The sequence below is a fragment of the Hymenobacter volaticus genome (genome assembly GCF_022921055.1).
Taxonomy (GTDB): domain Bacteria; phylum Bacteroidota; class Bacteroidia; order Cytophagales; family Hymenobacteraceae; genus Hymenobacter; species Hymenobacter volaticus.
Map to the genome: position 1 here is coordinate 5019363 of NZ_CP095061.1, position 23898 is coordinate 5043260.

The 23898-nt window shown below is 56.3% G+C and carries 19 protein-coding genes and 1 pseudogene; 7 read left to right on the forward strand and 13 right to left on the reverse strand.

Going from position 1 to position 23898, the window contains the following annotated elements; all coding sequences use genetic code 11:
• Positions 1 to 57 precede the first annotated feature (57 nt).
• Together MUN86_RS32475 and MUN86_RS21905 are read right to left on the reverse strand one after the other, a co-directional pair.
• On the reverse strand, positions 58 to 387 hold the full coding sequence (locus tag MUN86_RS32475; protein WP_375379454.1) for a DUF6660 family protein: 330 nt from the start codon (positions 385 to 387) through the stop codon (positions 58 to 60).
• Positions 388 to 554: 167 nt separating this feature from the next.
• A complete protein-coding gene (locus MUN86_RS21905) occupies positions 555 to 2426 on the reverse strand; it encodes a serine hydrolase domain-containing protein (RefSeq protein WP_245120094.1) in 1872 nt (623 codons plus the stop codon).
• A gap of 153 nt (positions 2427 to 2579) precedes the next feature.
• Here MUN86_RS21905 and MUN86_RS21910 point away from each other — a divergent pair, with 153 nt between their 5' ends.
• A complete protein-coding gene (locus MUN86_RS21910; RefSeq protein WP_245120095.1) occupies positions 2580 to 3116 on the forward strand; it encodes a YfiT family bacillithiol transferase in 537 nt (178 codons plus the stop codon).
• Between the two features lie 94 nt (positions 3117 to 3210).
• A complete protein-coding gene (locus MUN86_RS21915; RefSeq protein ID WP_245120096.1) occupies positions 3211 to 4341 on the forward strand; it encodes a TlpA disulfide reductase family protein in 1131 nt (376 codons plus the stop codon).
• Between the two features lie 82 nt (positions 4342 to 4423).
• On the opposite strand, the gene MUN86_RS21920 is transcribed toward MUN86_RS21915, so the two are convergent.
• Positions 4424 to 5530: a Gfo/Idh/MocA family protein gene (locus MUN86_RS21920; RefSeq protein WP_245120097.1), complete on the reverse strand. Its 1107-nt coding sequence runs from the start codon at positions 5528 to 5530 to the stop codon at positions 4424 to 4426.
• A gap of 378 nt (positions 5531 to 5908) precedes the next feature.
• Here MUN86_RS21920 and MUN86_RS21925 point away from each other — a divergent pair, with 378 nt between their 5' ends.
• On the forward strand, positions 5909 to 6916 hold the full coding sequence (locus MUN86_RS21925; RefSeq protein WP_245120098.1) for an SDR family oxidoreductase: 1008 nt from the start codon (positions 5909 to 5911) through the stop codon (positions 6914 to 6916).
• 430 nt (positions 6917 to 7346) lie between these two features.
• Here the strand turns inward: MUN86_RS21925 and MUN86_RS21930 are convergent, their stop codons facing one another.
• From MUN86_RS21930 to MUN86_RS21975, 10 genes are all read right to left on the reverse strand, one after another.
• The gene (locus tag MUN86_RS21930) at positions 7347 to 8114 is read right to left on the reverse strand and encodes a pullulanase X25 domain-containing protein (RefSeq protein WP_245120099.1); all 768 of its coding nucleotides are present in this window, start codon (positions 8112 to 8114) and stop codon (positions 7347 to 7349) included.
• An 80-nt stretch (positions 8115 to 8194) separates the two neighbouring features.
• Positions 8195 to 9034 carry a serine hydrolase domain-containing protein gene (locus MUN86_RS21935; RefSeq protein WP_245120100.1) on the reverse strand — a complete coding sequence of 280 codons (840 nt, stop codon included), beginning with the start codon at positions 9032 to 9034 and terminating at the stop codon, positions 8195 to 8197.
• A gap of 139 nt (positions 9035 to 9173) precedes the next feature.
• Positions 9174 to 9548 (reverse strand): DUF3592 domain-containing protein, encoded by a 375-nt coding sequence (locus MUN86_RS21940; RefSeq protein ID WP_245120101.1) that lies wholly within the window; start codon positions 9546 to 9548, stop codon positions 9174 to 9176.
• 10 nt (positions 9549 to 9558) lie between these two features.
• Positions 9559 to 14496: a DNA repair ATPase gene (locus MUN86_RS21945; RefSeq protein ID WP_245120102.1), complete on the reverse strand. Its 4938-nt coding sequence runs from the start codon at positions 14494 to 14496 to the stop codon at positions 9559 to 9561.
• A gap of 114 nt (positions 14497 to 14610) precedes the next feature.
• Entirely contained in the window at positions 14611 to 14985 is a 375-nt protein-coding gene (locus MUN86_RS21950) for an endonuclease domain-containing protein (protein WP_245120103.1), read from the reverse strand.
• Positions 14986 to 15168: 183 nt separating this feature from the next.
• Positions 15169 to 17337, reverse strand: a complete 2169-nt coding sequence (locus tag MUN86_RS21955) for a flotillin family protein (RefSeq protein ID WP_245120104.1) — start codon at positions 17335 to 17337, stop codon at positions 15169 to 15171.
• A 183-nt stretch (positions 17338 to 17520) separates the two neighbouring features.
• Positions 17521 to 18180, reverse strand: a complete 660-nt coding sequence (locus tag MUN86_RS21960) for an OB-fold-containig protein (protein ID WP_245120105.1) — start codon at positions 18178 to 18180, stop codon at positions 17521 to 17523.
• A gap of 102 nt (positions 18181 to 18282) precedes the next feature.
• The gene (locus MUN86_RS21965; RefSeq protein WP_245120106.1) at positions 18283 to 18513 is read right to left on the reverse strand and encodes a hypothetical protein; all 231 of its coding nucleotides are present in this window, start codon (positions 18511 to 18513) and stop codon (positions 18283 to 18285) included.
• A gap of 15 nt (positions 18514 to 18528) precedes the next feature.
• Positions 18529 to 19233: a PspA/IM30 family protein gene (locus tag MUN86_RS21970; protein ID WP_245120107.1), complete on the reverse strand. Its 705-nt coding sequence runs from the start codon at positions 19231 to 19233 to the stop codon at positions 18529 to 18531.
• Between the two features lie 116 nt (positions 19234 to 19349).
• Positions 19350 to 19748 (reverse strand): CesT family type III secretion system chaperone, encoded by a 399-nt coding sequence (locus tag MUN86_RS21975; RefSeq protein ID WP_245120108.1) that lies wholly within the window; start codon positions 19746 to 19748, stop codon positions 19350 to 19352.
• Between the two features lie 200 nt (positions 19749 to 19948).
• Between MUN86_RS21975 and MUN86_RS21980 the strand changes: the two genes are divergently transcribed.
• From MUN86_RS21980 to MUN86_RS21995, 4 genes and pseudogenes are all read left to right on the forward strand, one after another.
• Positions 19949 to 20734, forward strand: coding sequence for an XRE family transcriptional regulator (locus MUN86_RS21980; protein WP_245120109.1), 786 nt, complete (start codon positions 19949 to 19951; stop codon positions 20732 to 20734).
• 446 nt (positions 20735 to 21180) lie between these two features.
• Positions 21181 to 21848: pseudogene (locus MUN86_RS32480) on the forward strand (ABC transporter ATP-binding protein).
• A gap of 48 nt (positions 21849 to 21896) precedes the next feature.
• Positions 21897 to 22400, forward strand: a complete 504-nt coding sequence (locus MUN86_RS21990; protein WP_245120110.1) for a hypothetical protein — start codon at positions 21897 to 21899, stop codon at positions 22398 to 22400.
• Positions 22401 to 22477: 77 nt separating this feature from the next.
• Positions 22478 to 23719, forward strand: coding sequence for an ABC transporter permease (locus MUN86_RS21995; protein WP_245120111.1), 1242 nt, complete (start codon positions 22478 to 22480; stop codon positions 23717 to 23719).
• Positions 23720 to 23898 lie beyond the last annotated feature (179 nt).

Below are 23898 nucleotides of genomic sequence, written 5' to 3' on the forward strand. Positions count from 1 at the left end.
AACGACTACAGCGCCTTGCTAGGACACGGTATGCTTCACCGGACGGGCTAGAGAAATTTAACAGGTTGCCTGAGGAGGCTGCCAGGGCGAAGTGGGCATATGGGCTACCAAGCCGGGCACGGGCGCAACCGCATAAGTGCGCGTACTATTAGTGGCCTGACTCTTAATGGGTAGTAGCGGCGGTGCAACGGGTAGCGCAAACCCCGGACAGCAGTGGCATTGGCACAAAGGGGAACACCAGTCGCCAAGAGACTCAGTGGGGCAATGCCCCGACTGCCCAACGGAAATACAGGTTTCCTTGGTATCCGGGCGCACTTCTTCATCGGCACAAGCTCGACACGAGAGTACCAGAAAGTACAGCGAAAAGAACAGAGCCAACAACCGCATCGGGCCAAAAATACGCAGCTGTTTGCACACTCGTTGGAAGTACCCGCACGAACGGGCTCAACGAGTAAGCTTCAACCCAAGCAAAGGCGCTAGTGTGCCTTCCTTCAATAAAGGAATTGCACAGGTCGTTTGTAGCTTGGGTATACAGGCAAGTTTGCGTGCGCCCTTTACACGCCCCACATCTGTAAGTTCATCCAGCCATAGGTGGCAAATGCGGTGGCCAACCAGCCCAAGGCGCCGTAGGTGAACAGCAAGTACCACGCCACTACGCGGCTCCGAAACTGGCGGAAGTACCGAATGGTAAGGATGAGCCCCGCAAGGGTAAACACGCAGAATGCCAGCGGACTAACGCCAAGCAGCACAGTCGCCACATTGACGCTGCCGGCCCCGGTGATGTTGCTAGCCACGCCGACAAAAGCTACTATGGTGGTGATAAGCGCCACGGTAGCCAGTAGCGGCAGCAGCCGGGGCAGCACCTGGACGCGGGGCAGTTTGCGGCGCAAGGCGAAGATTAGCCACACCAATCCCGCCAGAATGCCCGTGATAATGAGTAATAGGCTAGCGGCAAATAACGCCGGCCGCAGCCACCACAAAGAACCTGCTTCCAGCGAAAAACCATCCGAGGAAATCAGCGCACGACGGCTGTCATGGTCGTGGGTAAGCACGATGCTAGGCACAAGGTCCTTGGGGCGGCGAAACGTGAGCGGACCTGTGGGTAGCAGCGTATCGGCCGTACCGGCAAGGGGCTGGAGCAGCAACAACGACCCACGCTGCACCAATTGTTTGTCGCCGAGCAGGTAGTCGCCGAGGCCGGCGAGTTGGTTGCGGGGCGCTACGTTTTGGTAATGACCCAAGTAAGGTGCCACGGCGGCCACATCGAGCGGGACGGTGCGCGGAGCAGGCGGCGTGGGTACCTGGCGCAGCAAAAACGTGCGCACCAGCTTGTCGATGGCGCCGGCGTCTTGTTCGCCGTTGTTGGAAAGAGCATAGCCCAAGCCTAGCTCCCGATTGTAGGCGAAAGTGGAACGGAACCCGTAGATACCCCCGCCGTGCCCCCGGAACGAAGCGTTGCCGCGTCGGTTCATGAGCTGGTTGGCCAGCCCGTAGCCGGTGGGCAAACCCGCCCGGGCTCCGAGGGGGCTATGGGAAGTTTCCATCTCGCGCAAGGAAGCAGGCTGCAGCAGGGCGGTTCCATCGGGGGCACGGAAGTCGTGCAGGAAGAACTGCACCCAACGCGTCATGTCCGCGGCGGAAGCACTCATGGAGCCCGCCGGGCCTGCGTAGATGGGCAGGGGCAGCAGGCGGTTGTAGTGGCCGTTGTCGTAGGCGTAGCCGCGGGCCAGCTTGGGGTTGGCGGCGGGGCGCAGTTCGGCGGTGGCGTCGGGCATACCGAGGGGGCGCAATAGGTGCTGCGCTAGGTACTGGTCGTAGGGTTGGCCACTGAGTTTCTCGAGCAGGTAGCCTGCCACTTCGTAGCCAGGGTTGGAGTACGCCATTCGCTCGCCGGGCCGCCAACGGCAGCGCAGCTCGGGCCGAAACACTTGCACGGCGGCCGCGCCTCGCGGGTCGGTAGCCGTGGAGTTATAGACGTGGTTGAGGCCCATATCGTTGAAGCCAGCGGTGTGTTCCAGCAAGTGCACCACTCGCACGGGGTCAGTGGCTTCCCAAGGGTTGTCGATGGGAATTTCGGGGGCCAGCTTGCGCACTTCATCGTTAAGACTGAGTTTGCCTTGCTCGACGAGTTGCAGCAGCCCTACTGCCACGAAGGTTTTGGTGATAGAGCCTATCCGGAACAGCGTGTGAGCCGTTACGGGCTTCTTGTTTTCTAGATCGGCGTAGCCTAATCCTCCTTCAAACAGCACCGTGTCGTGAGCGACGAGCGTGAGCAAGAGGCCCGGCATGTGCTCCCGGCGCATAATGCGCTGAATGGAATCGGTGAGCTGGGCTACGGTGGTAACATGCTGGGGTACCTGCTGGGCTTGCACTGAGAAACCAACCAAAACCGCTAGCAGCGGCAGAAGCAGAAGTAGCTTTTTCACGATAAGCAACCGAAGTATAAACCAGTATGGACGCTGGAATATAGAGGTTTACTTATTGACAAGCATAGGCCCTAATCGATATAAGCATCCGGGGCTGAAAGGCGGCTCGGCTGTAGTAGGCCAACTTCACACGTTGTTTTATGTTTGCTGCCTATGGAAAACAACCTTGTTGACTTGCAATACCCTATCGGCCGGCCGGTGCTACCCGAAGGCCCGCTGACATCCGCTGAGCGCGCCGTTTATATCGAGCAACTGGCGGCGCTGCCGGGACAACTAACCGTAGCGGCTCGCAAAGCCGGGGGCGTGCGCCTGGAAAACCCCTACCGCCCCGGTGGCTGGACGGGCCGGCAGGTACTGCACCACGTGGCCGATGTGCACATGAACTTCGACATCCGCTTCCGGCTGGCTCTCACCGAAGACAATCCTACCATCCGGCCCTTCGACATGAACGCCTGGGCTGTCCTCCCCGACATCAGCGCCTCGCCCGTTACGGTGTCGTTGATGCTGCTGGAGGCTCTGCACTCGCGCTGGGTAACGCTGCTCTGGCACCTCACCGACGAGCAATGGCAGCGCACCTTCTACCACCCCTTATATCAGCAAACCTATACCCTCGACCAAGCGCTAGTGCAATACAGTTGGCACGGACGCCACCACTTGGCGCATATCGAGCTGCTAAGCCGTGAAGCATGAATTGCTTGAGGCCGGAATATTGTGTTCTTACGGATACTAGAGCAAGGTATATTTAAGTTAGTTGTTATTTCCACATACTGTCATTCAACGCCTTATGAAAAAGCATCTATTCGGCTTATTGCTGTTTGCGCCGTGGCTGGCTCAGGCCCAAACACCCCTGTCCTACACTATCAAAGGCACTATTGGTAAACAGAGTGTCCCCGCTAAAATCTACCTGACATCTGCCGGCTTACTAATGGACTCTACTGCGCTGAAAAACGGCGCTTTCGAGTTTAAAGGAACAACTGACTTTCCTAAACAGGCGACCTTGATTGTACATCGGAATGGTAAGCTAACACTTGCTTTCTTCAATTCTTCGAACCGAAAAGACCTCTTTTTGGAGCCTGGTCCCATTGTAGTTACCAGCCCCGATTCGCTGCCTAATGCCAAACTTACGGGCACCCAGCTAACGGCGGATTTCAACAAGCTGCAAGCTTCGCTGAAGCCTATTACTGATAAGATGAACGCTCTAGGGGCCGAGTACGGAAAGGCTTCGGAAGCACAGCGAAAGACCCCCGAGTTTCAGGAGCGCATGCGCACTGCGGGTCAGAATGCCTTCAAAGACTTCGTCTTACGGGAGAAGGAGTTCATCAAAGCCAACCCCAATTCCTGGGTAAGCCTAAACCTGTTGCCACAGCTAGGAATGATGGGGCCACCGCAGTACGCAGAGGTAGCCCCACTTTATAATGCCTTAAGTCCAACGCTCAAAAACAGCGCGCCCGGCATACAATACGGCAAGCTGGTTCAAGACCTCAAAGATGTGGCTATCGGGGTACAGGCACCCAACTTTAGCCAGAAAACGCCCGAGGGCAAAGTGGTTTCCCTAGCCGACTACCGTGGCAAGTACGTACTGGTCGACTTCTGGGCTTCTTGGTGCGGCCCCTGCCGGGAGGAAAACCCTGCTGTCACGAAGGCCTACAATGCCTACAAAGCCAAGAACTTCGATGTACTCGGCGTGTCGCTCGACGACGAGAAAGGCCGGGCCAAGTGGCTGAAAGCCATTCAGGACGACAAGTTGGCCTGGACGCAGGTATCGGACTTGCGGGGTTGGGAGAATGAGGTTGCGAGGAGCTACCACGTGCAAGCCATTCCGCAGAACTTTCTGATTGACCCAACCGGCAAAATCGTAGCTGCCAACCTGAAAGGCGATGAACTACATGCAACCCTGGCCCGCTTGATCAAGTAGCAAAACGGCCTGCTCAATCAGGCTACACACGAGTGAGAAAGGCAAAGCGGCCCGGAGGCTTTAAAATCTCCGGGCCGCTTCTCTAGTTAGAGAGGTTAATGGTTTTGTGGGTTTTAGCGCTCTTGCGGGCGGCCTCCAGGATTTCCACTACCACCATGTTGTTTTCCAACGACGACAAGTCAAAGGGCTTGAGTTTTATTTCCTGCCTAACCACAGCGGCCAACAGAGCAAACGGGTCGTCGTAGGGGGCTTTGCGTTCTTCAAGGCGGCGCGCTTCTTCCCGGAACTGGTCGTAGCCCTCGGCGTGGCGCACGCGCAGATCGTATTTGTTGTCGGCGTAGATGGCGCCGGTTTGGCCATAAATCTCCAGGTCTTTTCTACCGATGGGCCAGTTCCAGGAAGCTTGGATGGTGGCCTTGGCATGGTCGTAGGTGAGAAGGATGGTGGCTTCGTCGTCTACTTTGGGGTTGTTTTCGGGCTGAAACTGCTGCGTGACGGCCGTTACGGAAGTGGGCTTCTTGCCGTCTTGCAGCCACGTCATCAGGTTGGCGCCGTAGCAGCCAAAATCTATCAGCGCCCCGCCCCCATTCTGCACCGGGTCGGTTAGCCAGTCCAGGAATTCGGCGTTGACGCCTATCTTCTTTGGGCCCCGGTGCCCATCCCGAATCACCACCTGACTTAGCGCGCCCACGGCACCTTTTTTCAGCAGTTCATAGGCTTCATGGTTGGTGGGGTACCAGGTAGTTTCGTAATTGGTAAGCAGTTGGATGTGGTGCTTCTTGGCCAGGGCTTCCATCTTGCGGGCGTGGTCGAGGCTGACGGCCAAGGGTTTCTCCACCATCACATGGATGCCCTTGGGAGCACAGGTTTGCACCACCGCCAGATGTTCGTAGATGGTACCAAACGCCGTAACGGCCTCGGGCTTGGTGGCCGTAATCATTTCGTCCATGGTATTGAACACGATGCTCATGGAGTAGCCGTGTTGCTGCGCGTAGCGCTGAGCCAGGTCTCGGTTGGGCTCCACAATCCCGACCACCTGGATGTCGTTGCGGTTTTTTAGGCTCAGTATTCCATGTACGTGGGTGTGGGTAAGGCCCACCACTCCCACACGCAAGGGGGCTTTTTGCGCGAAAGAGACAACTGAGCTTAGCAGCATCAGGCAGATAGTCAGCAGGGATGTATAGGTCATGCTACCGAGAGTTGGGACGGGTTTCGGGAATCAACATTACGGGTTTTTATCGTCGTGCAGCCAACGAAAACCTAACGGCTGCCCTGGGCGGTAGTGCTAAAGCCAAACGGCAGAGAGCTATGGCTATTCGGTCACTTACGCAGGACAGAAAATTGGGCTCCGGGCTTTTCTTGATAAAGGCCAATAAAGAAAGTCGGGAAGCATACGATACGCTTAACCTAATCTGGCATACGCTAAGCTTGCCTAGTCATACAATTCAATTGCCTGAAAGTTAAAGTCCTACCACTAGCTAAACCGTAACACAGTACCCCTACGGAGTTAAGTTAACTAAAACGCAAAGGCCTCGTTTCATAAAAACTGAAACGCCCTTTACAACCCATGAAAGACGAAACCACACTTAGCCGCCGCCAAATAATTAGTGGCTTAGGAGCCAGCTTAGCAGTTGCCGCCGTAAGCCCCGTACTATCCGTCGATGCCGCTACTAACGCCGCTGATGCGGCCGCCGAACCTTTGAAAGACCCCAACAATGCCTACCCTAAGCCCCCGTTCAAAAGCCAGTCGCAGCCTTGGCCGGGACTCGCCAGCAAAATGGAGCCTCTGCCCGACCACGGTGAGAAAAGCTACAAGGGCTCGGGCCGCCTGAAAGGCCGCAAAGCCCTCATCACGGGGGGCGACTCCGGCATGGGTCGCGCCGCTGCCATTGCCTACGCCCGCGAAGGTGCCGACGTGGCCATCAACTACTTACCGGCCGAGGAAGCCGACGCCAAGGAAGTGGTAGCCCTCATCAAAGCCGCTGGCCAAAAAGCCGTTGCCATTCCCGGCGACTTGCGCGACGAAGCGTTCTGCAAAAAGCTGGTCGACGAGGCCGTACGCCAGCTAGGCGGCCTGGATATTTTGGTTAGCAACGCAGCGCGGCAGCAGCAGCACCAGTCCATTATGGAACTGTCAAGCGAAGACTTCGACGCGACGATGAAAACCAACATCTACGCCCCGTTCTGGATTATCAAGGCTGCGCTGCCCCACCTCCAGCCGGGCTCGGCCATCATCGGTACCACTTCCGAGCAAGCTACCGACCCATCCGCCGACCTCTACGATTACGCCCAAACCAAAGCGGCCACCACCAGTTACGTCCGCTCCCTGGCGAAGCAGCTCGCCCCAAAAGGCATCCGAGTCAACGGAGTAGCGCCCGGCCCCATTTGGACGCCCCTGCAAGTGAGTGGCGGCGCCACCCAAGAGAAACTGCAGAAATTCGGCGGCGATACCCCCATGAAGCGGCCAGGACAGCCAGCGGAGCTAGCCTCCATCTACGTGCAGCTCGCCGACCCAATGGCCAGCTACGCTACCGGCCAAGTCTACGGAGCCACCGGCGGCGGCGGCCAGCCGTAACGAAACCAACGCTGCCCTAGTTACTGCTAGCAACAGAATATGACAGGTCTAGAAAGACTGTTTACAGGAGAAAGCCTCAGTGTATGCTGAGGCTTTTTCTATTTTAAGAAGCGCAGAACAACGGCCTCGGTATAACTCCAGAGCAACAAGCCAAGTTGTTGTGCTGCTCCGGCGCCTGCCATCCACGTCCAAGGTCGTGGGGCTGTGCATAGTGAAGCAACTAGTGGAAAATAACAGCGGTAGTGCCTAGGTGCGAAGCCAGCTTGGCGTAGAGTTCACCTTCACAGTTAAGCTGCCGGCAATGTCTTATAGACAGTCAAGTATCTGCAAAACTCAATCGGCACCGGAGTTGCGTTGCAATTGCGGAAGGCTTGCATACTGTGCGACTTGTGCTGTGGTAGAAAGCAGGCCCCTTTGGGATAGTGCTCGTTTAATTGTTGTTCACTGTTAGGGTAGAGTTTATATTTCCCTTGCCGTCGTCTTGAGTGTTGGGGTTGGCAGGGTCGGTTTGCCAGTTGCCATCCACCACAATCTTGTATTGGTAGGTGCCTTTGGGTAGTTGCAAGGTGCAGCGCCACTCGTCGCCTTCTTTCAGAAACAGGGTGTGTAGTGGTTGCCAGTTGTTGAAGCTGCCAGCCACCGTAATTAGGCGGGCCGTCGGGAAGCCGGGCAGCCGGAGCGTTACGTTGCCTCTGGTGGGTTCTGTAAGTTGGGTTAGGATGTTTCGGGCGGCTTGGTCGTCGGGTTTCATGGCTACGTAGCGGCTTAAAGCAGCTTGGGCCTTGAGACGGTCGTTCTGTTTCAGACGCGCGAAGGCGGAGGCTTTTATTATACCAGCCGATTGCGGGTAGTACGTACAACCTAGTTCTAGCAGTTCAACGGCTTGGGCGAGTTGCGGACTGTTGCTTAACTCGTTGGCCATGCGGATCAAGTCTTCTTCGGACAGCCTCGCCGCGCTGCGCCGGGTACTGCCACTGGCCTTTGTATCTAGAAAAGGCGTCGCGGAAGACACAACACCCTGCTTCAGCAGCGTGCGGCTAACCTGAACAAACGGACTTCGGTAGGGCTCGTAGTAGAGGAAGTCCGCTATATCGTGCACCGGTAGCCCTAGCGTCCGGGCCGGTACATTCGATACGATACTCAAGCCATTGCGGCTGTTGGTGAAGTACACCACGCCCTCCTTGCGGGCCCGCGACACGTAGACAAAGCAGCGGAAGTCGCCGTTGTCGCCCCAATGCCAGAACCCTAGGTTGCCGGCCGGTTGCGCCAGCCCAATGCCTAACCCCCACCGGATAGTGGGCGAGGCCTGAAGGGTGTCGTCGAGGGTGCGTTTGGGGTAGACAGGGGGCGGAAGAGCGCCTGCGCGGTGGCGGGCTTCAATCCCTGGCCGGTGAGCAGGGCCACCACAAACCGCCCGTAGTCGGCAGCCGTTGTCATAAGTGAAAAGGCCGCGTTGGATTCGCTATACCGACTTAGGGCCGTTGGTTGACCGAAGCGGTTGTGCGGCGTAGCGTGGTTGGCCTCAAACGCCGGTTGCCAAAGGTAGCTGCTGCGGCTCATGCCCAAGGGCCGAAACACGTATTGCTGCGCCAGCTCGTCAAGCTCTCTGCCCGTAATGGTCGTCACTACGCCCTGCAAGTACACGAAGCCTTCACCCGAATAGCCAAACCGAGTGCCGGGATCAAAGAGAAAGTTGAGTTGGCCGCTGCGCCAGTTCGGCAAGCCCGTTTGGTGGCTCAGCACCATCCGCGCCGTAATGCGTTTATGCCGTTCGTTGTGCTCGATGGCTCGATACGGCACGTACTGATACAAGGGCTTATCCAAGTCTATTTTACCTTCGTCGGCCAGTTTCAGCACCAGATATCCAAACACCGGCTTGCTGAGCGAAGCCGCCGAGAAAACGGTGCTCTCATCAACGCGCTCCGGTTTTCCAGCTTCCCGCACCCCGGCGCCCTTCGCCCAGACCACACCTTTTTGGTTGATAACAGCCACCGACAAGCCCGGTATCCCGGCACTGTCGATAAGGGTTGTCAGGTCTGAATCGGGCAAGGTCGCTTTTCGCGCCAGCACAAGTTGGGAGAGGAAGGAAAGCAGGAAGACTAGGAGTTTCGTTTTCATTGTGGTTGCGTCGGCTTGCTCACAATTTCGAATTTAGTCCGCATAAGCTACTACTTAGCTCACCCACAATAAAACATCTGGTTTCGTGAGCATCTGACCGGCCGGAGCATATCTGTACCTAGACAGACTCCTCGCATAATTACACTAAGAAATCCAAGCCGGTAACAACAATAAAAGCCTCAGGAGAAGCTGGCAAAAACCGCACTTCTACTTTTTGCCCCTTCCTAAAACCGGGCCCTTTGGTGTACTCCTGGCAACGCAAAGTCACTTGAAGTCCCTGCGGTGTCTTAAAGCGTACTATAGGATACTCGTAAAATAAGCTGGGCCATGCTGTTTCCACCGCTACCATAGTACCTTCTGCTACTATCCCGCGCTTCAATATGATTATCCTGTTTTGAAAGGTGATTCGTGTGTTTTTTGTGTAATACAGATTTACTGAAACGACAATAAAGCCTATAGCAATGATAAGCAGTAGGATGGCAGTGAAAACGAAAGAGAACAAACTGTCAAACATACTTTGAAGCTTACTCCCGTTTCAGCACTTCCCGGATGCCGCTGAGGCCGCCGGCAATGTCTTCCAGCTTGCTGAGCATCTGAAGGATTTGGCCGGCGCCGGAGTTGCGCAGGTTGTCGCGGAAGGTAGCTTTGATTTCCTGCCAGCGGGCGGCTTCTTCGGCCGAGAGCCAGCCAAGCAACTCGCGAAGCTTGAGTAAGTTGGCTTCGGTAGCGCTGGTTAGGGTTTGGGCTTCGCTCTCGTAGTGGGCAGCCAGCAAGTCCGTGATTTCCTGATCGTTCATGACGGGGCGCACCTTTTCGGCCAGCTTGTTCATGTTGCGATACGAGCCTTGCAGCTTGAACGGCGGCTCGGTGCGGTAGGCATCGGCTTGGGCGGCACTGGCTATGTATGCGGCATTCACGCGGGCCACCACGTCGCGCAGGCGGAGCAGCTTCTGCAGCACCGCCACGTACTCGTTCAGCTCTTCAGGCGTGTGGTTGCCCTCGAACGAGACGCCCTCCGACTGGCCGGTTTCGGCGAGGCGGATGAGAGCAGGCACGTCTTGCGGGCTTTGGGTAGCGAGGCGAGCCAGGGCAGTATTGCTGGTGAGGGCGTTTTCGAGGTACGAAAGGCGAAAAGCATCTTCGGAGCCCGCCGTGAGAATGTCGCCGAGGTTGTAGATGTCGGCGCGGTTGGCCAACATGTCGGGCAACTGGAACACGTCGCCGCTTTCGGTGTAGGGGTTGCCGGCCATCACCACGGCCACCTTGCGGCCACGGAAGTCGTAGGTGCGGGTTCGGCCCTGGTACACGCCTTCAATCTTGCGCTGCGCGTCGCAGAGCGAGATAAACTTCTGCAGAAACTCGGGGTGGCAGTGCTGAATGTCGTCGACGTAAATCATCACGTTGTCGCCCATCTCGAAGGCTAGGTTCAGCTTCTCTAGCTCCTGCCGCGCCCCGGCGTTAGGCGCTTGCGCGGGGTCCACGCTGGTGACGGCGTACCCAATGGCCGGGCCGTTAATCTTCATGAAGATGAGACCAAGGCGGTTGGCCACGTACTCCATGAGGGTGGTTTTGCCATAGCCCGGGGGCGAAATCAGCAGCAGCAAGCCCATCAGGTCGGTGCGCTTGCCTTCCCCGGCCGCCCCAATCTGCTTGGCCAAATTGGCACCGATAAGGGGTAAGTACACCTTGTCAATGAGCTGATTACGCACGAACGAAGTCAGCACGCGAGGGCGAAAGTCTTCGAGCCGCAGCTCCTGTGTGGCCTGCGCAAGCAGGTGCTTCTTGGTTTCCTGAAACGCCTCGAACTGCGGCACCGTGGTGCGCTCGTAGTGGAGCAGACGACGGCGGAAATTGGGAAAGTCGAGGTGATAAGTAGGTGCCGGAGCTTTGCCGTCAGGGGCGGTTGCCACTTCGGGAGTGCTGATGCGCGAGTGGGCGCCCTGGAAGCCGGTCAGAGTTTCGCGTAGGGGCGTATGCACCACGCGGGCCGGATCATAGGTGTCGGTTAGCAGTAGCACGGCGGTTTCGTGGCAGAAATCAGCGAGCGAACCGGCCGCGGGTGCTTGGCGCAAATACGCTTGCAGCCATTGCCGAACCAGGAGGAGCTGCGCCGCCGGCTGGTCGCGCAGACCCGCCACCGACTGCTGAAACAACTCCGTCGCCTGCCGCTCCTGCAACGACTTTTGGAACTGCTGGTACAGCTCGGCGGCTTCAGCGGCAATGATGAAGCTGCCCGTATGCGTCAACTCATGAAACAGATAGTCCCCGGCTTCGGCCACTTGCTCGGGCGTGAAGAGGCTGGTTTGCTGCACGAAGCCCTCGACGGCCGTTTGCAGCTCGGTTTTAAGCGTGTCGAACTCCTGCGAATCGGGGAAGACTTGCAGCAGCACCCCGATGCCTTGTAGTTGCCGCTCCCAATGGGCGCGTTGGTCGGGGTGGCAGAAGCGAAGCCAGAACAGGCTGGCCGCGGCGCGGGTTTCGGCCGGATAGCGCAGCAAGTCGGCGGTGCGGGTGAGCCGCACCAGGGCCGTCAGCAGCAGGGCAGCATCGTGGTCGTGCACCCCTTTGAGGTAGCCTTCGGCGTAGCGAGAGGCCATGAACTGCTGCACGTAGACCAATAGCTCCGGCTGGCTCAGGTGCGAGAGTTCAGCAACGGACAGCACGGCGGGGTGGCCCGCTTCGGGGTCGGCGGGCGTGGGGTGCTGAGCGGCTTGCAGGACGCGCCAAGCCAGAAACTCGGCTCGGTACACGTCCTCGTTTTCCGATACCACCGTTTGCTCCCACACCGGGCGAGCCGAAAGTAAAGCAGGATCGGTTATTTTCTGGAAGAAGTTGGTGCCGGTGAGGTGGTAGTGCAGGTCGCCGTCGCGGAGCACCACGGTTAGGTCGAGCGGTTGGGTGTTCACCGTGAAGGCGTGGGAACCGAACTTCAGGGTCTGCCCGCCGTCGGCGTAGAGGTCGGCCCGGTCGCGAAGTTGGCGCACGGCGTCTTCGCGCAGCGTTTTCAGGCGCGACTGTACATCGTCGGCTTTCACGGCGTCACCGAGTTTACGTAGCTCTTCCATGGTGCCGCGCACCTTTTCCACCATCAAATCGGCGGCGAAATAGCCATTGATGTCGGCTACTGATTCTAGACGACCGAGGCGAGTTTGCACGGCTTTTAGCAGTCGCTCGGCGCTTTGCAGCAAGGCTGTAGCGCGCTGGTTACGAGCTGCCACCAAGGCCACTTTCTTGCTCTCGAAGGCCTCGTATACTTGCTCGCGCTTAGTTGCCAACTGGCTCAAGAACTGGTCGAAGTCGGGAAACTTGCCCTCCAGCTCTTCCAGCTGCACCATGAGCTTGGTCAAGTATTCGTCGCACTTGGCGGGCGCGTCGGCCAGGTCGAGGTAGTTGGTGAGGGCTTGGTCGAGCAGCTTGAGCTGGGCCGTGAATTCAGCCTGCGCCTCGGTGCCGGCCAGCGCCTGGCGCCGCCGCTTCAGCGCCGCCCGAATCTGGTTGAAGCGTGCATACACCGCCGAGATATTGTCGATGATGGCCGTGGTTTGGGTGGGGTCCAGGATGGGCAGGTTGCCGACTACCTCAATCAGCAGTTCCAGCTCCTGCGCTATGGCGGCTGTTTCCTGCTCGCGTTGGTCGGCTTCCACGGTTTTTTGCACCTGTGCCACGCCCTCCTCAATGGCCTGCACGCGGGTGGCGTAGGGTGCCAGCGCGTCGGGTTTCAGCAGGAATTCCACGGTGTGGGTGGCCACTTCTTTGCTGAGCGATTCAAGGGTGGTGGCGTGGGCTTCCACTGCGGGCACTTCCACGTAGCGCAGCTCTTTCAACGAAATCACCTCGCCCCGCACGGCCCGCAACTCGCCAAGCAACTGCACGAACTCGGTAACGGTATCGGGTGCGGCGCGGCGGATGCGGCCAGCCAATTCGTCGGCTTTCTGAAAGACAGCTTGGGTTTGCTGCGCGGTGTTTTTGCGGATGCTCTGCACCTTCTCGAACTCGGCCACGGCCGCCGAAGCCGTCTGCCGGATTTCGGCTAGCGGTTCGGCCAACGCCTGAGCGGCGGATTCGCGCAGCCAGTGGTAGGAATCTGTGAGGGCCGTGGTTTGGCGGATGAGGTCGAGGTAGAGGCCGGCGTAGCTATCGTCTTTACTGGTGAGCGTCAGGACCTCCTGCACCTCGCTCATAGCGCGCACTATCTCCTTGTTGCCGAGCTTGTAGAGGTAGGAATCGGAAGTGACAGGCAGTTGAAAATCGGGGCCGGTGTAGGGCGTCTGCCAAATCTGCACGGCGTGGTGCTTCTTGGGCTCATCATCGGCGCGGAAGTAGCACAGCTCGCCGTTCTCGAACAGCGCGTACCCGTGGCACACAATCGGGTTATCAACGCGCTGTGCAATGCGGTTGTAGCTGAGCAGCAAATATGCGCCACTCTCTCGGTTATAGAACACGTACAGGAAATCCTCGCCGTTGGGCGAGGCCAGCCGCTTCTCAAACAGCATGTCGCGCAAGCCATTGTCAAATAGCTTATTGTCGCCAGTTTGCAGGTAGAAGCCGTGCGGGAAAATCAGTCCTTGTCCATCGGGCAGCAGCACGCAGGCGTCGGCCAAAGCAGCAAGCCGTTGCGCCTGCTGCAGCCGGTGGTTGAAGATAAAATACCGATACGGCTGCTCCTGATACGGCCGAATCTTCAACAGAATCAGGTTGCCAATAACCGCGTAATAGATTTCCGAGTCATCGAGCGTCTGGTCTTTGTTGTCGACTGGCTCGCTCAGAATGCCTTGTCCGGTGGCGGTGTTGTCTTCCACCTTGATGGTTAGGTCGCCGCCGATGGTTTCCACAAACACTCTGTCTTCGATGCTGACGTGCGGGTGCTTGCCACCGCGCTGCATATCCCGCGTGACGCGCTTCCACTGGAACTCGTGCTGCGGCGGGAAGGTGTATTCGTGGTCGGAGCGGTTGTCGAGGTAGGTGAGCGTGTCGCCCTGTAGCAGCCACTTAAACGTCTTCACGTCGGTGGCGCTCTTGCCGATGCGGAACACCATGAACAGGTGCGTGCCGATCTGTGCAAACTTCACGAACTGCGTGTTCTTGTAGTAGCGGTACAGGTTGCGGAACTCCTCCAGAAACTGCGGGTGCTGCAACAGCTCTAGGCCCTGCGGCCGGAAGTCGTGTTCGGCGTACTCGTATACGCCAAACACATCAGTTAAGTCAGGCTCGGCTTTCAGCCCGAGCACCACGTTGTACCCAAACAGGAAGCGCCGCCCCACCGGCACCATGTCCCACGGCACACAATTGTTGTCGGTGGTGATGCGGCCTGTGCCGAGCAGGCGGGTATCCACCGCCCCAAACACCTGCTTGCGCTCGGTGTTCAGCGTGTCCAGCCGCAAGCGCAAGTCGGCGCTGCTTTTCTGCAGGCGGTTGCGCAGGATTTCGTAGGTACCGGTTTCGAGTTGGGTGGTCTGTTCCATAGGGAGTAGCGCAATGCGCCAACCTCAGCAGAGGGGTTATAAGCTAGATCTAAAAGCTAGTTTCCCTCCTCAGATGAGGAGGGGTTAGGGGTGGTTGATGTCCGTTGACCGGTATCAATAGTTAGGTATAAAAGCAGCCTCAATAGCAGCCAGCACACTGTCTATCTGCTGTAGAACCAGCTTATTTTCGAACCGAAGCACATGCAGGCCCAAGCCCTCTAGATAAGCTGTTCGCTCTACATTATGCGCTTCTCCGCTGACCGTGTAATGCCCGGAGCCATCTAGCTCTACTACCAGTTTCTCAGCAGCACAGTAAAAGTCTACAATGTATGACCCAATGCCGTGCTGGCGGCGAAACTTACGGCCAGCTAGTTGACTGCGTTGAAGTGCCGTCCATAGTGTGGCTTCGGCTGGCGTGAGGTTATTGCGAAGTATGCGGCGGATGAACTTCTGATGGCTGAGGTTGTGGACGTGACTGGTATCTGGCACAATTGACAGGATAACTAATTGACAATTAGACTCTCCTACAGGCAGGATAAACAACGACTGGTCAACCACCCCAACCCCTCCTCATCTGAGGAGGGGAGCTAGCTTCTAGATCTAAAATGTATACCTATCCAGAGGTTAGTTCCTCTCTGTTTCAAAGGAAGGTTGCCGGGGGTGAGGTGAACGTTACTTCAGCTCCAGCATCTTCGCTGGTTTATCACCTATTCCTAAGGCTTGCGCTGTGCCGGCTAGTTGTGTGATTGTTGCGCGGGTGGCGTCGTCGCCAGCTTTGTTCATGAGTTTGAGCAGTAGCGCCGAAACGCTGAGGTTCTTCATGTCCTCGGAGCTGAGACCGAACTGGTCTATGAAGCGGCGGAGGTTGGTTTTGAAGTCGCCGCCTCCGTCGAGGGAGAAGAAGGCATCTTTCACCGTACCGAGCACTTCGGAGTTGTGCACGGCGCGGTCCACCATCTTGCCTTTGGTTATCGAGCCGATAATCTGGTCGAAGAACATCGTCTCGCCACCCACGATGTCGATTTTGGCAGCTTTGAGGGCTTCGCCGATAACATCGGCTTGCGAGGCGGCAATGTCTTTTTGGATGCTGATTTGGGCCAGCTCCACCGACTTTTCTTTGTCGAGGCGCAGTTTGAATTCCTCGTGGTCTTTGCCCACCCCGTCGAGCTTCTTCATGGCGTCGGCTTTGGCTTCGATGCCCTTGGCTTCCACTGCAAACTTCTGCTCCGAAACGGCCGCTTCGGCGAGGCCTTTCTTCTGGTCGGCATCGGCGCGGGCCTGGATGATGTCGGCGTCGGCGAGGCCTTTTTCGCGGTTGATTTTGGCAGCTACCAAGCCAAGCTTCTCGTCGGCTTCGGCTTGGGCGCCGGCCTTGGCCTGGATGGCTTGGGCTTCGGCGGAGGCAGTGAGTTGGAGCACGTTGGCTTCGGTTTCACCTTCTTTCTGGCGAGCGGTAGCTTTGGCTTGCATTACCTGCGCTTCAGCTAAGCCAACGGCCGTGGCTTTGCTGGCTTCGGCTTCGGCCAGTGTGCGGATGGCTTGGCCCTTGAACTCAGCGGCGGCTTTCTCGGCTTCGGCATCAATGAGGGCCTGCTTGGCGCGGAACTCGGCGGCCTGGCGCTCCATGTCGGCGTTGCCCACAAGGGTCACGGTAGCGGCTTCGGCTTGCTGCTTGGCGGCCGTAACGGCTACCAGTTTTTCACGGTCGGCTTGGGCTTGGGCGCGGGTATCCTTGATTTTCTCTTCTTCCTGAACGGTGGCTTTTTCCACCACTATCCGCTCGCGGATAATGGTCTGAATGTTCTTCTTTTCTTCTTCCAGCGCCTTCTCTTTTTCAATTTGCGCCAAGGCTACAATCCGTTCCCGCTCGTTGGCTTCCAGGGCTTTGGCTTGGGCTACTCGCTCGGTTTCCACGGCGTCGGTGCGCTGCTTGTTGCGCTCGGCTACCAGCACCTGCCGGTCGCGGTTCTGTTGGGCAATGCCTACTTCCTCTTCGGTAGCGATGCGGGCCTTCTCCGACTTTAGCTTTTCTTCCTGCTGCACCTTCTCGGTTTCGGCAAGTTCCCGGGCTTTGATGTTGGCTATTTCGCGCTTCTGCCTTTCCTGGTTTTCGATAAGCTGCTTATCGAGTTGCAGGATGGTTTCTTGGGCTTCCACGTCCTGCTTCTTGATGGTTTTTTGCATCTCGCGGGCAATAGAGTTGGCCTGAATCTTCTGCTCCGAGGTCAGGGCTACAATCTTCTTGATACCCTCGGCGTCCAGGATGTTGTCTTGGTTGAGCGAGGACAGCGGGGTTTGCTCTAGGTAGTCGATGGCGCAGTCGTCGAGCACGTAGCCGTTGAGGTCGGTGCCGATGATGCGCAGGATTTCCTGTTTGAACTGCTCACGCGAGTTGTAGAGCTCGATGAAGTCGAACTGCTTGCCCACCGTTTTCAGGGCTTCCGAGAACTTGGCGTCGAAGAGGTTTTCTAGCGCCATGGGGTCGGAGGCGCGGCGACAACCGATGCTCTGCGCCACTTGCACTACGTCGTCGTGGGTTTTATTGACGCGCACGAAGAAGTTCACCTTCACATCGGCCCGCAAGTTGTCTTTACAAACCAACCCTTCGGAACCGGCCCGCGAAATAACCATGTTTTTGAGGGTGATATCCATCACCTCCAACTTGTGCAGTACCGGTACCACGAAGATGCCGCTGAACGACACCTTGGTATCGCCGAGGCCGGTGCGTACCATTGCCTCGCCCTGCACGGCTTTCTGATACATTTTCACCACAATGGCAATCAAGCCAAGCAGCAGCACAACGACGATGACAATCACCGCCAGGGATAGCTGTTCTAACATGGAAGTAGGGAGTAAGAGTAAAGTCAAACAGGAGAAAAGCTAGATAAAGTAGAAAGCTGTAGCCTAGGAAAGATTATATTCCCGCAACTTACTACAAAGAAGTTTACTGGCCGAGGGTAGTGGGCGCAACGCCCGCAAAAAGTTGAATCCGTTGTGGTTTCGTTGAAATCTAGTCTGTCGAAATTACACCGCGTCGTAGGGCTCAATGAGGTAGCAACGGCGCTCTTTATCGTAGTCGATAACGAGGGCGGAATCACCTTTGCGCAGTTCGGAAGTAGTGGAGGCGGCGCGCACGTTGAGCACTAGCGGAGCGCCATTAAGCAACCTGACGCTGGCCTGGCCAAGCCGATTGTGGCTGGTGGGCAGCAGCACCGTGCAGACTTTACCAAGTGGCTGCGCACCACTATCGTGGCTTTTCTCTAGCGCCGCAAACAGATGCACGAAGGGCAAAGTCAGCACTTTAGCTAGCAGCAAGCTCCCGACGAACAACGGCACTAACAGCAGCAAGCCCGGCAGTAGGGAGACATTGCCGAGGTAATAGTTGAGCAGAATGCTGGCCACCCACAGCGGCAGCGCCACGAAGCTCAGAAACACCATCAGTGGCACACGGCCTAAGTTAAAAAAGGCCAGCGCATTGTTGAGCCAGCTCACGCCTACTCCTGAATGGTCGGCCGATACGTGGGCGCCGTGGGTGCCATCGAAGTCGTGGCCGGTAGAGATATCTAAGGTTTTGAAATCCAGCAAACCAACAATCACGGTTAGCCAATAGAGGAGCACAAACACCAGCAGCGCGGTGGGCAATACGTTGGGCGGCAAAACGGCCGCATGCAGCAGCTCAGTCATTATTGTAAGGAAGAAGGGCCGCTGTTTTGGTAAGAAATTGAGGTATAACGATAAGCTCCGTTATTCGGGAGTCGATTAGGTTTGATTGAAGCGGTGCGGTAATTATTCGGGTTGCCGCTCTTCGAGTTGGCGCTCTAGTTCCTCGTTGCGGCGCCGGAGCCGCCGGGAATAGCTGCTATAAGAAAGAAGACTGAAAAGAAGGCCAAAGGTGAGAAGGGCGTGTCCATCGGCCGCATCAATGATGTGGGGGAGACGCAACAACAGGCTACCAAGCACCATAACCAAGGAGCAAACCCGCAATATCTTCTCCATTAAGTTCATGCTGTTGTTCATGGCGCAGAGGTATAGTTATTCAAGTCCAAGCTTTGCCTTCAAGGCTTTTAGGTCTTGGCTGGCTTGGCCAGACTGCGTATTGCCCAACGCTTTGTCGATTTCCTGGTCGATACTGCGGCTTTCCTGCGCAATCTGACCGTACGATTCGGCTAAAGCTTCTTTGGTGGCTACCTTTTCCTTCATACGCTCCAGCAACGCCACCGTTCCCGACGAATCGAGCTGGGCTAGCTGCTGATTGATGGTTTTGGTGGCCGTGCTTACCGTTACGCGGGCTTTAAGGGTTTTGAGCTCGTTGTCCCACTGGCTGATAGTGCTTTTGAGCTGCTGTACGTTTTGGTCGAGCTGCGCAGCGGAGGTCTCGAACTTCTGCTGGTCTTGCGCGGCACGAGTGCCTTGCGCTTCGTGCTGCGTCTTTTTCAATAGGGCCTCGGTGGCCAGCCGGTCGGCTTCAGCTGCTTCTATTTCCTGCCGATGGGCTTTCTGTAGCAGCAGCACGGCTTTGTTTTCATAGTCGAGGGCGCGGCTGCGCTCCACCTCTGCTTCGTTGCGAGCCCGAATGGCTAGGGCCTTCACTTCGGCCAGCGCGTGCAGGGCCTTGTCGAGGTCTTGGCGCAGGTCGCGTAGCCCCTGCTCGGTCATCTTGATTGGGTCTTCGAGCTGGTTGACGGCGGAATGCGCTTCGGCCTGCCCAATTTTGAAGATGCGGTTAAATAGATTCATGATTGCTAGAGATATAGCAGGAAGCTCCAGCTCCTTGCTTCGTTGAACGTTAGTCGCTGCAACGAAGGATGATAGGTCGTGCAACGAGATGCGAAGCTGGAGCTTCGCGTTACTTACTATCCTTTTGAAAACGCAATCAGTTCGTCACTGAACTCGCTTAGCAACAAGGCCAGCGAGTTGAAAACGGCTTCCAACTCGGGCCGGTCAAGGTGCTCTAGTTGAAGGGTGTCGCGGAAGATGACCTTGCGGCCCGACTCGTCGAGCACAAAGGCGCCGTGGATAATGTCGCGGTTTTTCTGGAGTAGCCGTTGGTACACGTCGCAATTCGGGCCGGGCAGATCGAGCAGGTACTGTTCCATAATCAATAGCGGCTCACCGCAACCCAACACCAAGTGCTCGATACCCAACTCCGGTTTGCTCACCACCAACAAGTTGGTGGCCTCGTCCAGGTGATGAATGTCGAAGCCAAGCTCCAACAAGTAAGTCTGGATTTTAGAGAAGTAAGAGTTGGCCATATAGGAAAGAATAGGTACTGAGTAAGGTGCGCTTGAAGTAGGAAGCAAGAGCCGGAAGTATAGTTGCTGTTACTTTTTACTCTTGGCTCAAAAAAATAGCGGTGTTAGAAAGTGTCTGTCGGTTATGTGTTAGCTTTACGACACAAGTGTACTCAAAGTTTTAGATACGCTCAAGCTTTGAGCATAATATATTTTCGCTAATGTCTTACGTTGGAAAGAACATCCGCAAGATAAGAACAGTCAAAAAGCTTAGCCAGGCAGCATTTGCGGAGCTTTTCGGCCTAGCACGACCTAGTGTGGGCGCTTACGAAGAAGGTCGTTCAGAACCAAAAATGGAGACGCTTATCCAGATTGCTCAGCATTTTGGCTTATCCGTAGACTTGCTACTAACGAAAGAACTGACGGTAAACGAGCTTTACAACTTCGATATTTTCAAGCAGCAAGGCGTGCCCGTTCAAGCACCTAGTGCCCCTGCCACCGCAGTTGCCGATCGGCAGAAAGCCATAACGCCATTCGTACCCGCCGACCGGTTGATGGAATACATCGTGCAGCATCACAACTCGTCTTTTCTCGACACGCTGCCGCCACTCACGTTTCCGCACCAACTTGGCCCCGCTACGCGCGCGTTCGAAATAGTGGGTGCCGAAATGCAGCACCAACAACAAGGTCTGCGCCACCAAGATGTAGTACTGTGCCGCCGCGTGGACCTAGCCGAACCCAACTTGCGGGTGCACCGCATCTATGCCTTCGTCACACAGAGCCGCTTGCTAGTGCGGCGCCTCTCGGAGCGGCTTCCTAACGGCGCAGTCAAGCTCCGAGCTGATAACCCCGACTATGGTGCCGAAGAGTTTGCCCTCGATCAGGCCTTGGAAATATGGGAGGTTAAAGCGGTTTTCACCACCCACTTGCGCCCACCATCCACTATGGAAGAGCGGGTAACACGATTGGAACGGCAAGTGGAAGAGTTGCTGGCGCGACTTGGCTAAGTGTTACTGAACTCAACCTCTACTGAGGATAATATCATACATACGCCCTTGTCTGTCTCTTTTAAGAGAGACGTGTCTGCCAATTTACTACTGATCACTTAGGCCGCTGACCTGGAGAAAGGCAGGGCTCTGTAGCAGAGCGAAATTTAACGCGGCATTCAAAGCTCTCCTAACTACTTGTTGCCTAGCCATTACAACATCATCAATCTATACGGATGAGTTGCTTACATGCGGGCAACTTAATATTTTAAGTAACTCCCAAGACAGCAGGCAACTGTTGACGCAGGAGTGGCATCTATGCTGTCGTTGCCGTCAGGTTAGAGTCATGCAAATGGTCAGTTTTAAAAATATATTCCTTTAAAGTTGGATTTAAAACTAGCTAATATCTACTTTGCATTACCCACTACCTTGCGAAACAAACAAAGCAAAATAGCTCGCCGCCGTCCATGATTCAGTTGCAGAATATTCGGAAAAGCTATGAGGTCGGCACCAATCGGCTGGAGGTGCTCAAGGGCATAGACTTGCACATCCGGGAAGGCGAATTGGTAAGTATCATGGGTTCGTCGGGGTCGGGCAAAAGCACCCTGCTCAACATCCTAGGTATCCTCGACGACTTCGACCAAGGCGACTACACGTTGGCGGGCACCCGCATCGACCGAAACTTGTCGCAGACGCGGGCGGCGCACTACCGCAATAAGTTCTTGGGCTTTGTTTTTCAGTCGTTTAACCTGCTAAGCTTCAAGAATGCTCTCGAAAACGTGGCTTTGCCGCTCTACTACCAGAAAGTGAGCCGCCGCGAACGAAACCGCATGGCGCTGGAGTACCTCGACCGGGTAGGCCTAGCCGACCGTGCCGACCACTTGCCGAGCGAACTGTCGGGGGGCAAAAGCAACGGGTGGCCATTGCCCGGGCCCTCATCAGCCAACCCAAGCTGATACTCGCCGACGAGCCCACAGGTGCCCTCGACACGCAAACCACGCAGGAAGTAATGGACATCTTCAAGCAGGTGCACCGAGAGGGCATGACGGTGGTCATCGTGACCCACGAAAACGACATTGCCGACCAGACCCAACGCATGATTCGGGTGCGTGACGGCTTGATAGTGAATGAGTAAGCGGCCTTGCAGCCTTTGCCTATCTTTCTACATTTGTCTTGATTCCCTATGAAAACGCTCTTGACATCTCTCGCGCTGTTCGTGGCTGTTTGCACTAGCAATACGGCCAGTGCTCAAGTAGCACCCTCCGAAACACAGGCTTTGAGCAAGCAGCTCGCTCAGTTGATGCGCAATCCCAAGAAGCCAAAACAAGATGTGCAGCTCAACCTCAATGGCTGTAGCGCCGAGCAGGTCATCCGCGACCGGGACGCCGACGTGCAAATGACGAAACCGCTGGCCGTAAGCTACGGCGGCAACTCGGGTTGGGCCGTGAAAGTAGACAACGGCATTTTCGAGATGAAAATGGGCCTAAATTGGGCCGACGTCACCTCTTTGACTTACGAATTAGAGTCCGACTCCGACGGCCAAAAGTACTTCGAGGTTAAAATCTCCAAAGCCAAAAAGGGCGACAGCAGCAGCTTCGAATTTCCCCTCTACACCACCAACGAAACCACGGTGAAAGACGTGGTGCGCCGCTTAGAGAAGGTACGGCGGAGCTGCTCCGGCAAATAGCCACATACTTCCGCCAGCAGAGTTGCCCATTAGCTGAGGCGGCCGAGGTATTCTCCCAACCCAAAAATCCGTGCTTCATGTTCGACCTCGATAAATGGCAAGAAATCCTCGGGACCATGCGCCGCAACAAGCTGCGCACGTTCCTGACGGCTTTCGGCGTGTTTTGGGGCATCTTCATGCTGGTACTGCTGCTAGGCGCGGGGAAGGGTATGGAGAATGGCATCTGGAAGGAGTTCGGGGGTGGCGCCATGAACAGCCTGTTTGTAGGAACCGGCAAAACCTCCTTGCCCTGGCAAGGCATGAAGCCCGGCCGCGAAATCAAATTCGCCAACGATGACTTGAATGCTATCCGGCAGCAAGTAGATGGCATTGAGATACTGGCCTCGCGCAATCGGCTTTATGGTGAGTACACCATCGTCAATGGCACCAAGAACGGCTCTTACCAAGTGTATGGCGCTAATGCCGAGTTTTTCCAGCTCAACGGCGAAAAGTTAGCGCGGGGCCGCCTTCTCAACCCCCTCGACGGTGTGGAGCGGCGCAAGGTGATGGTACTCGGCGAGAAGGTTCATAAGGTGCTATTCGGCGACAGCAACGGCATTGGGAAGTTTGTGCAGGTGAAGGGCGTGTTTTTCAAAGTAGTGGGCACGTTCACTAGCACCGGCAACAATGGCCGCAACGAGGAGCGGGCCTTCGTGCCCTTTAGCACCTTCCAGACCACCTTCAACCAGTACAACCAGGTGCATAACATGGTGATGAGCAGCCGCAAAGGCACACCGGTGAAGGAACTGGAAGAGCAAGTACGGACGCTGATGGCCGTTCGGCATAAGTTTGACCCCGCCGACAAACAGGCCATCTACCTCGAAAACAATGAGGAAGAAGTAGCGCGCTTCGAAGGGCTCTTTACGGGCATCAAGCTATTTGTCAGTGTTATTGGCGTACTGACTTTGGTAGCCGGCGTGGTAGGGGTAAGCAATATCATGCTCATCATTGTACAGGAACGGACCCGCGAAATCGGCGTGCGCAAGGCCCTTGGCGCTACCCCGCTGAGCATCATCAGCATGATTGTGCAGGAGTCGGTGGTTATTACCAGCGTTTCGGGTTACATGGGCCTGCTGGCAGGTGTAGCCATTCTGGATGCCATCCGTTACGCCCTCGAACAAGCCGGTGGCACTACCTCCTACTTCGATCATCCGGAAGTGAATATTGGCGTCGCGCTCAGTGCTACGGCTCTGCTGGTGGTTGCGGGTGCCATAGCCGGTCTGGTTCCGGCCATGAAAGCGGCCAACGTGAAACCTATTGAAGCGCTAAGAGCAGAATGAATCCACCTGTTCATCTCACAAGAGCACTGGCCTTATCCTTCATAGAAAGGAGCTAGCAACTAACCCTTAGTACCCTTCGGCACCATGTTCGATATAGACAAATGGCAGGAAATACTAGGAACCGTGCGGCGACACAAGCTGCGCACGGCGCTTACTGCATTCGGGGTATTTTGGGGTAT

What these genes read in the sequence shown, in the direction of transcription:
- MUN86_RS21920 (WP_245120097.1), bottom strand. Translation starts at nt 5,530, where the DNA reads ATGACCTATACATCCCTGCTGACTATCTGCCTGATGCTGCTAAGCTCA.
- MUN86_RS21945 (WP_245120102.1), bottom strand. Translation starts at nt 14,496, where the DNA reads ATGGAACAGACCACCCAACTCGAAACCGGTACCTACGAAATCCTGCGC.
- MUN86_RS32475 (WP_375379454.1), bottom strand. Translation starts at nt 387, where the DNA reads ATGCGGTTGTTGGCTCTGTTCTTTTCGCTGTACTTTCTGGTACTCTCG.
- MUN86_RS21910 (WP_245120095.1), top strand. Translation starts at nt 2,580, where the DNA reads ATGGAAAACAACCTTGTTGACTTGCAATACCCTATCGGCCGGCCGGTG.
- MUN86_RS21970 (WP_245120107.1), bottom strand. Translation starts at nt 19,233, where the DNA reads ATGAATCTATTTAACCGCATCTTCAAAATTGGGCAGGCCGAAGCGCAT.
- MUN86_RS21955 (WP_245120104.1), bottom strand. Translation starts at nt 17,337, where the DNA reads ATGTTAGAACAGCTATCCCTGGCGGTGATTGTCATCGTCGTTGTGCTG.
- MUN86_RS21960 (WP_245120105.1), bottom strand. Translation starts at nt 18,180, where the DNA reads ATGACTGAGCTGCTGCATGCGGCCGTTTTGCCGCCCAACGTATTGCCC.
- MUN86_RS21940 (WP_245120101.1), bottom strand. Translation starts at nt 9,548, where the DNA reads ATGTTTGACAGTTTGTTCTCTTTCGTTTTCACTGCCATCCTACTGCTT.
- MUN86_RS21995 (WP_245120111.1), top strand. Translation starts at nt 22,478, where the DNA reads ATGTTCGACCTCGATAAATGGCAAGAAATCCTCGGGACCATGCGCCGC.
- MUN86_RS21935 (WP_245120100.1), bottom strand. Translation starts at nt 9,034, where the DNA reads ATGAAAACGAAACTCCTAGTCTTCCTGCTTTCCTTCCTCTCCCAACTT.
- MUN86_RS21915 (WP_245120096.1), top strand. Translation starts at nt 3,211, where the DNA reads ATGAAAAAGCATCTATTCGGCTTATTGCTGTTTGCGCCGTGGCTGGCT.
- MUN86_RS21980 (WP_245120109.1), top strand. Translation starts at nt 19,949, where the DNA reads ATGTCTTACGTTGGAAAGAACATCCGCAAGATAAGAACAGTCAAAAAG.
- MUN86_RS21965 (WP_245120106.1), bottom strand. Translation starts at nt 18,513, where the DNA reads ATGAACAACAGCATGAACTTAATGGAGAAGATATTGCGGGTTTGCTCC.
- MUN86_RS21925 (WP_245120098.1), top strand. Translation starts at nt 5,909, where the DNA reads ATGAAAGACGAAACCACACTTAGCCGCCGCCAAATAATTAGTGGCTTA.
- MUN86_RS21990 (WP_245120110.1), top strand. Translation starts at nt 21,897, where the DNA reads ATGAAAACGCTCTTGACATCTCTCGCGCTGTTCGTGGCTGTTTGCACT.
- MUN86_RS21975 (WP_245120108.1), bottom strand. Translation starts at nt 19,748, where the DNA reads ATGGCCAACTCTTACTTCTCTAAAATCCAGACTTACTTGTTGGAGCTT.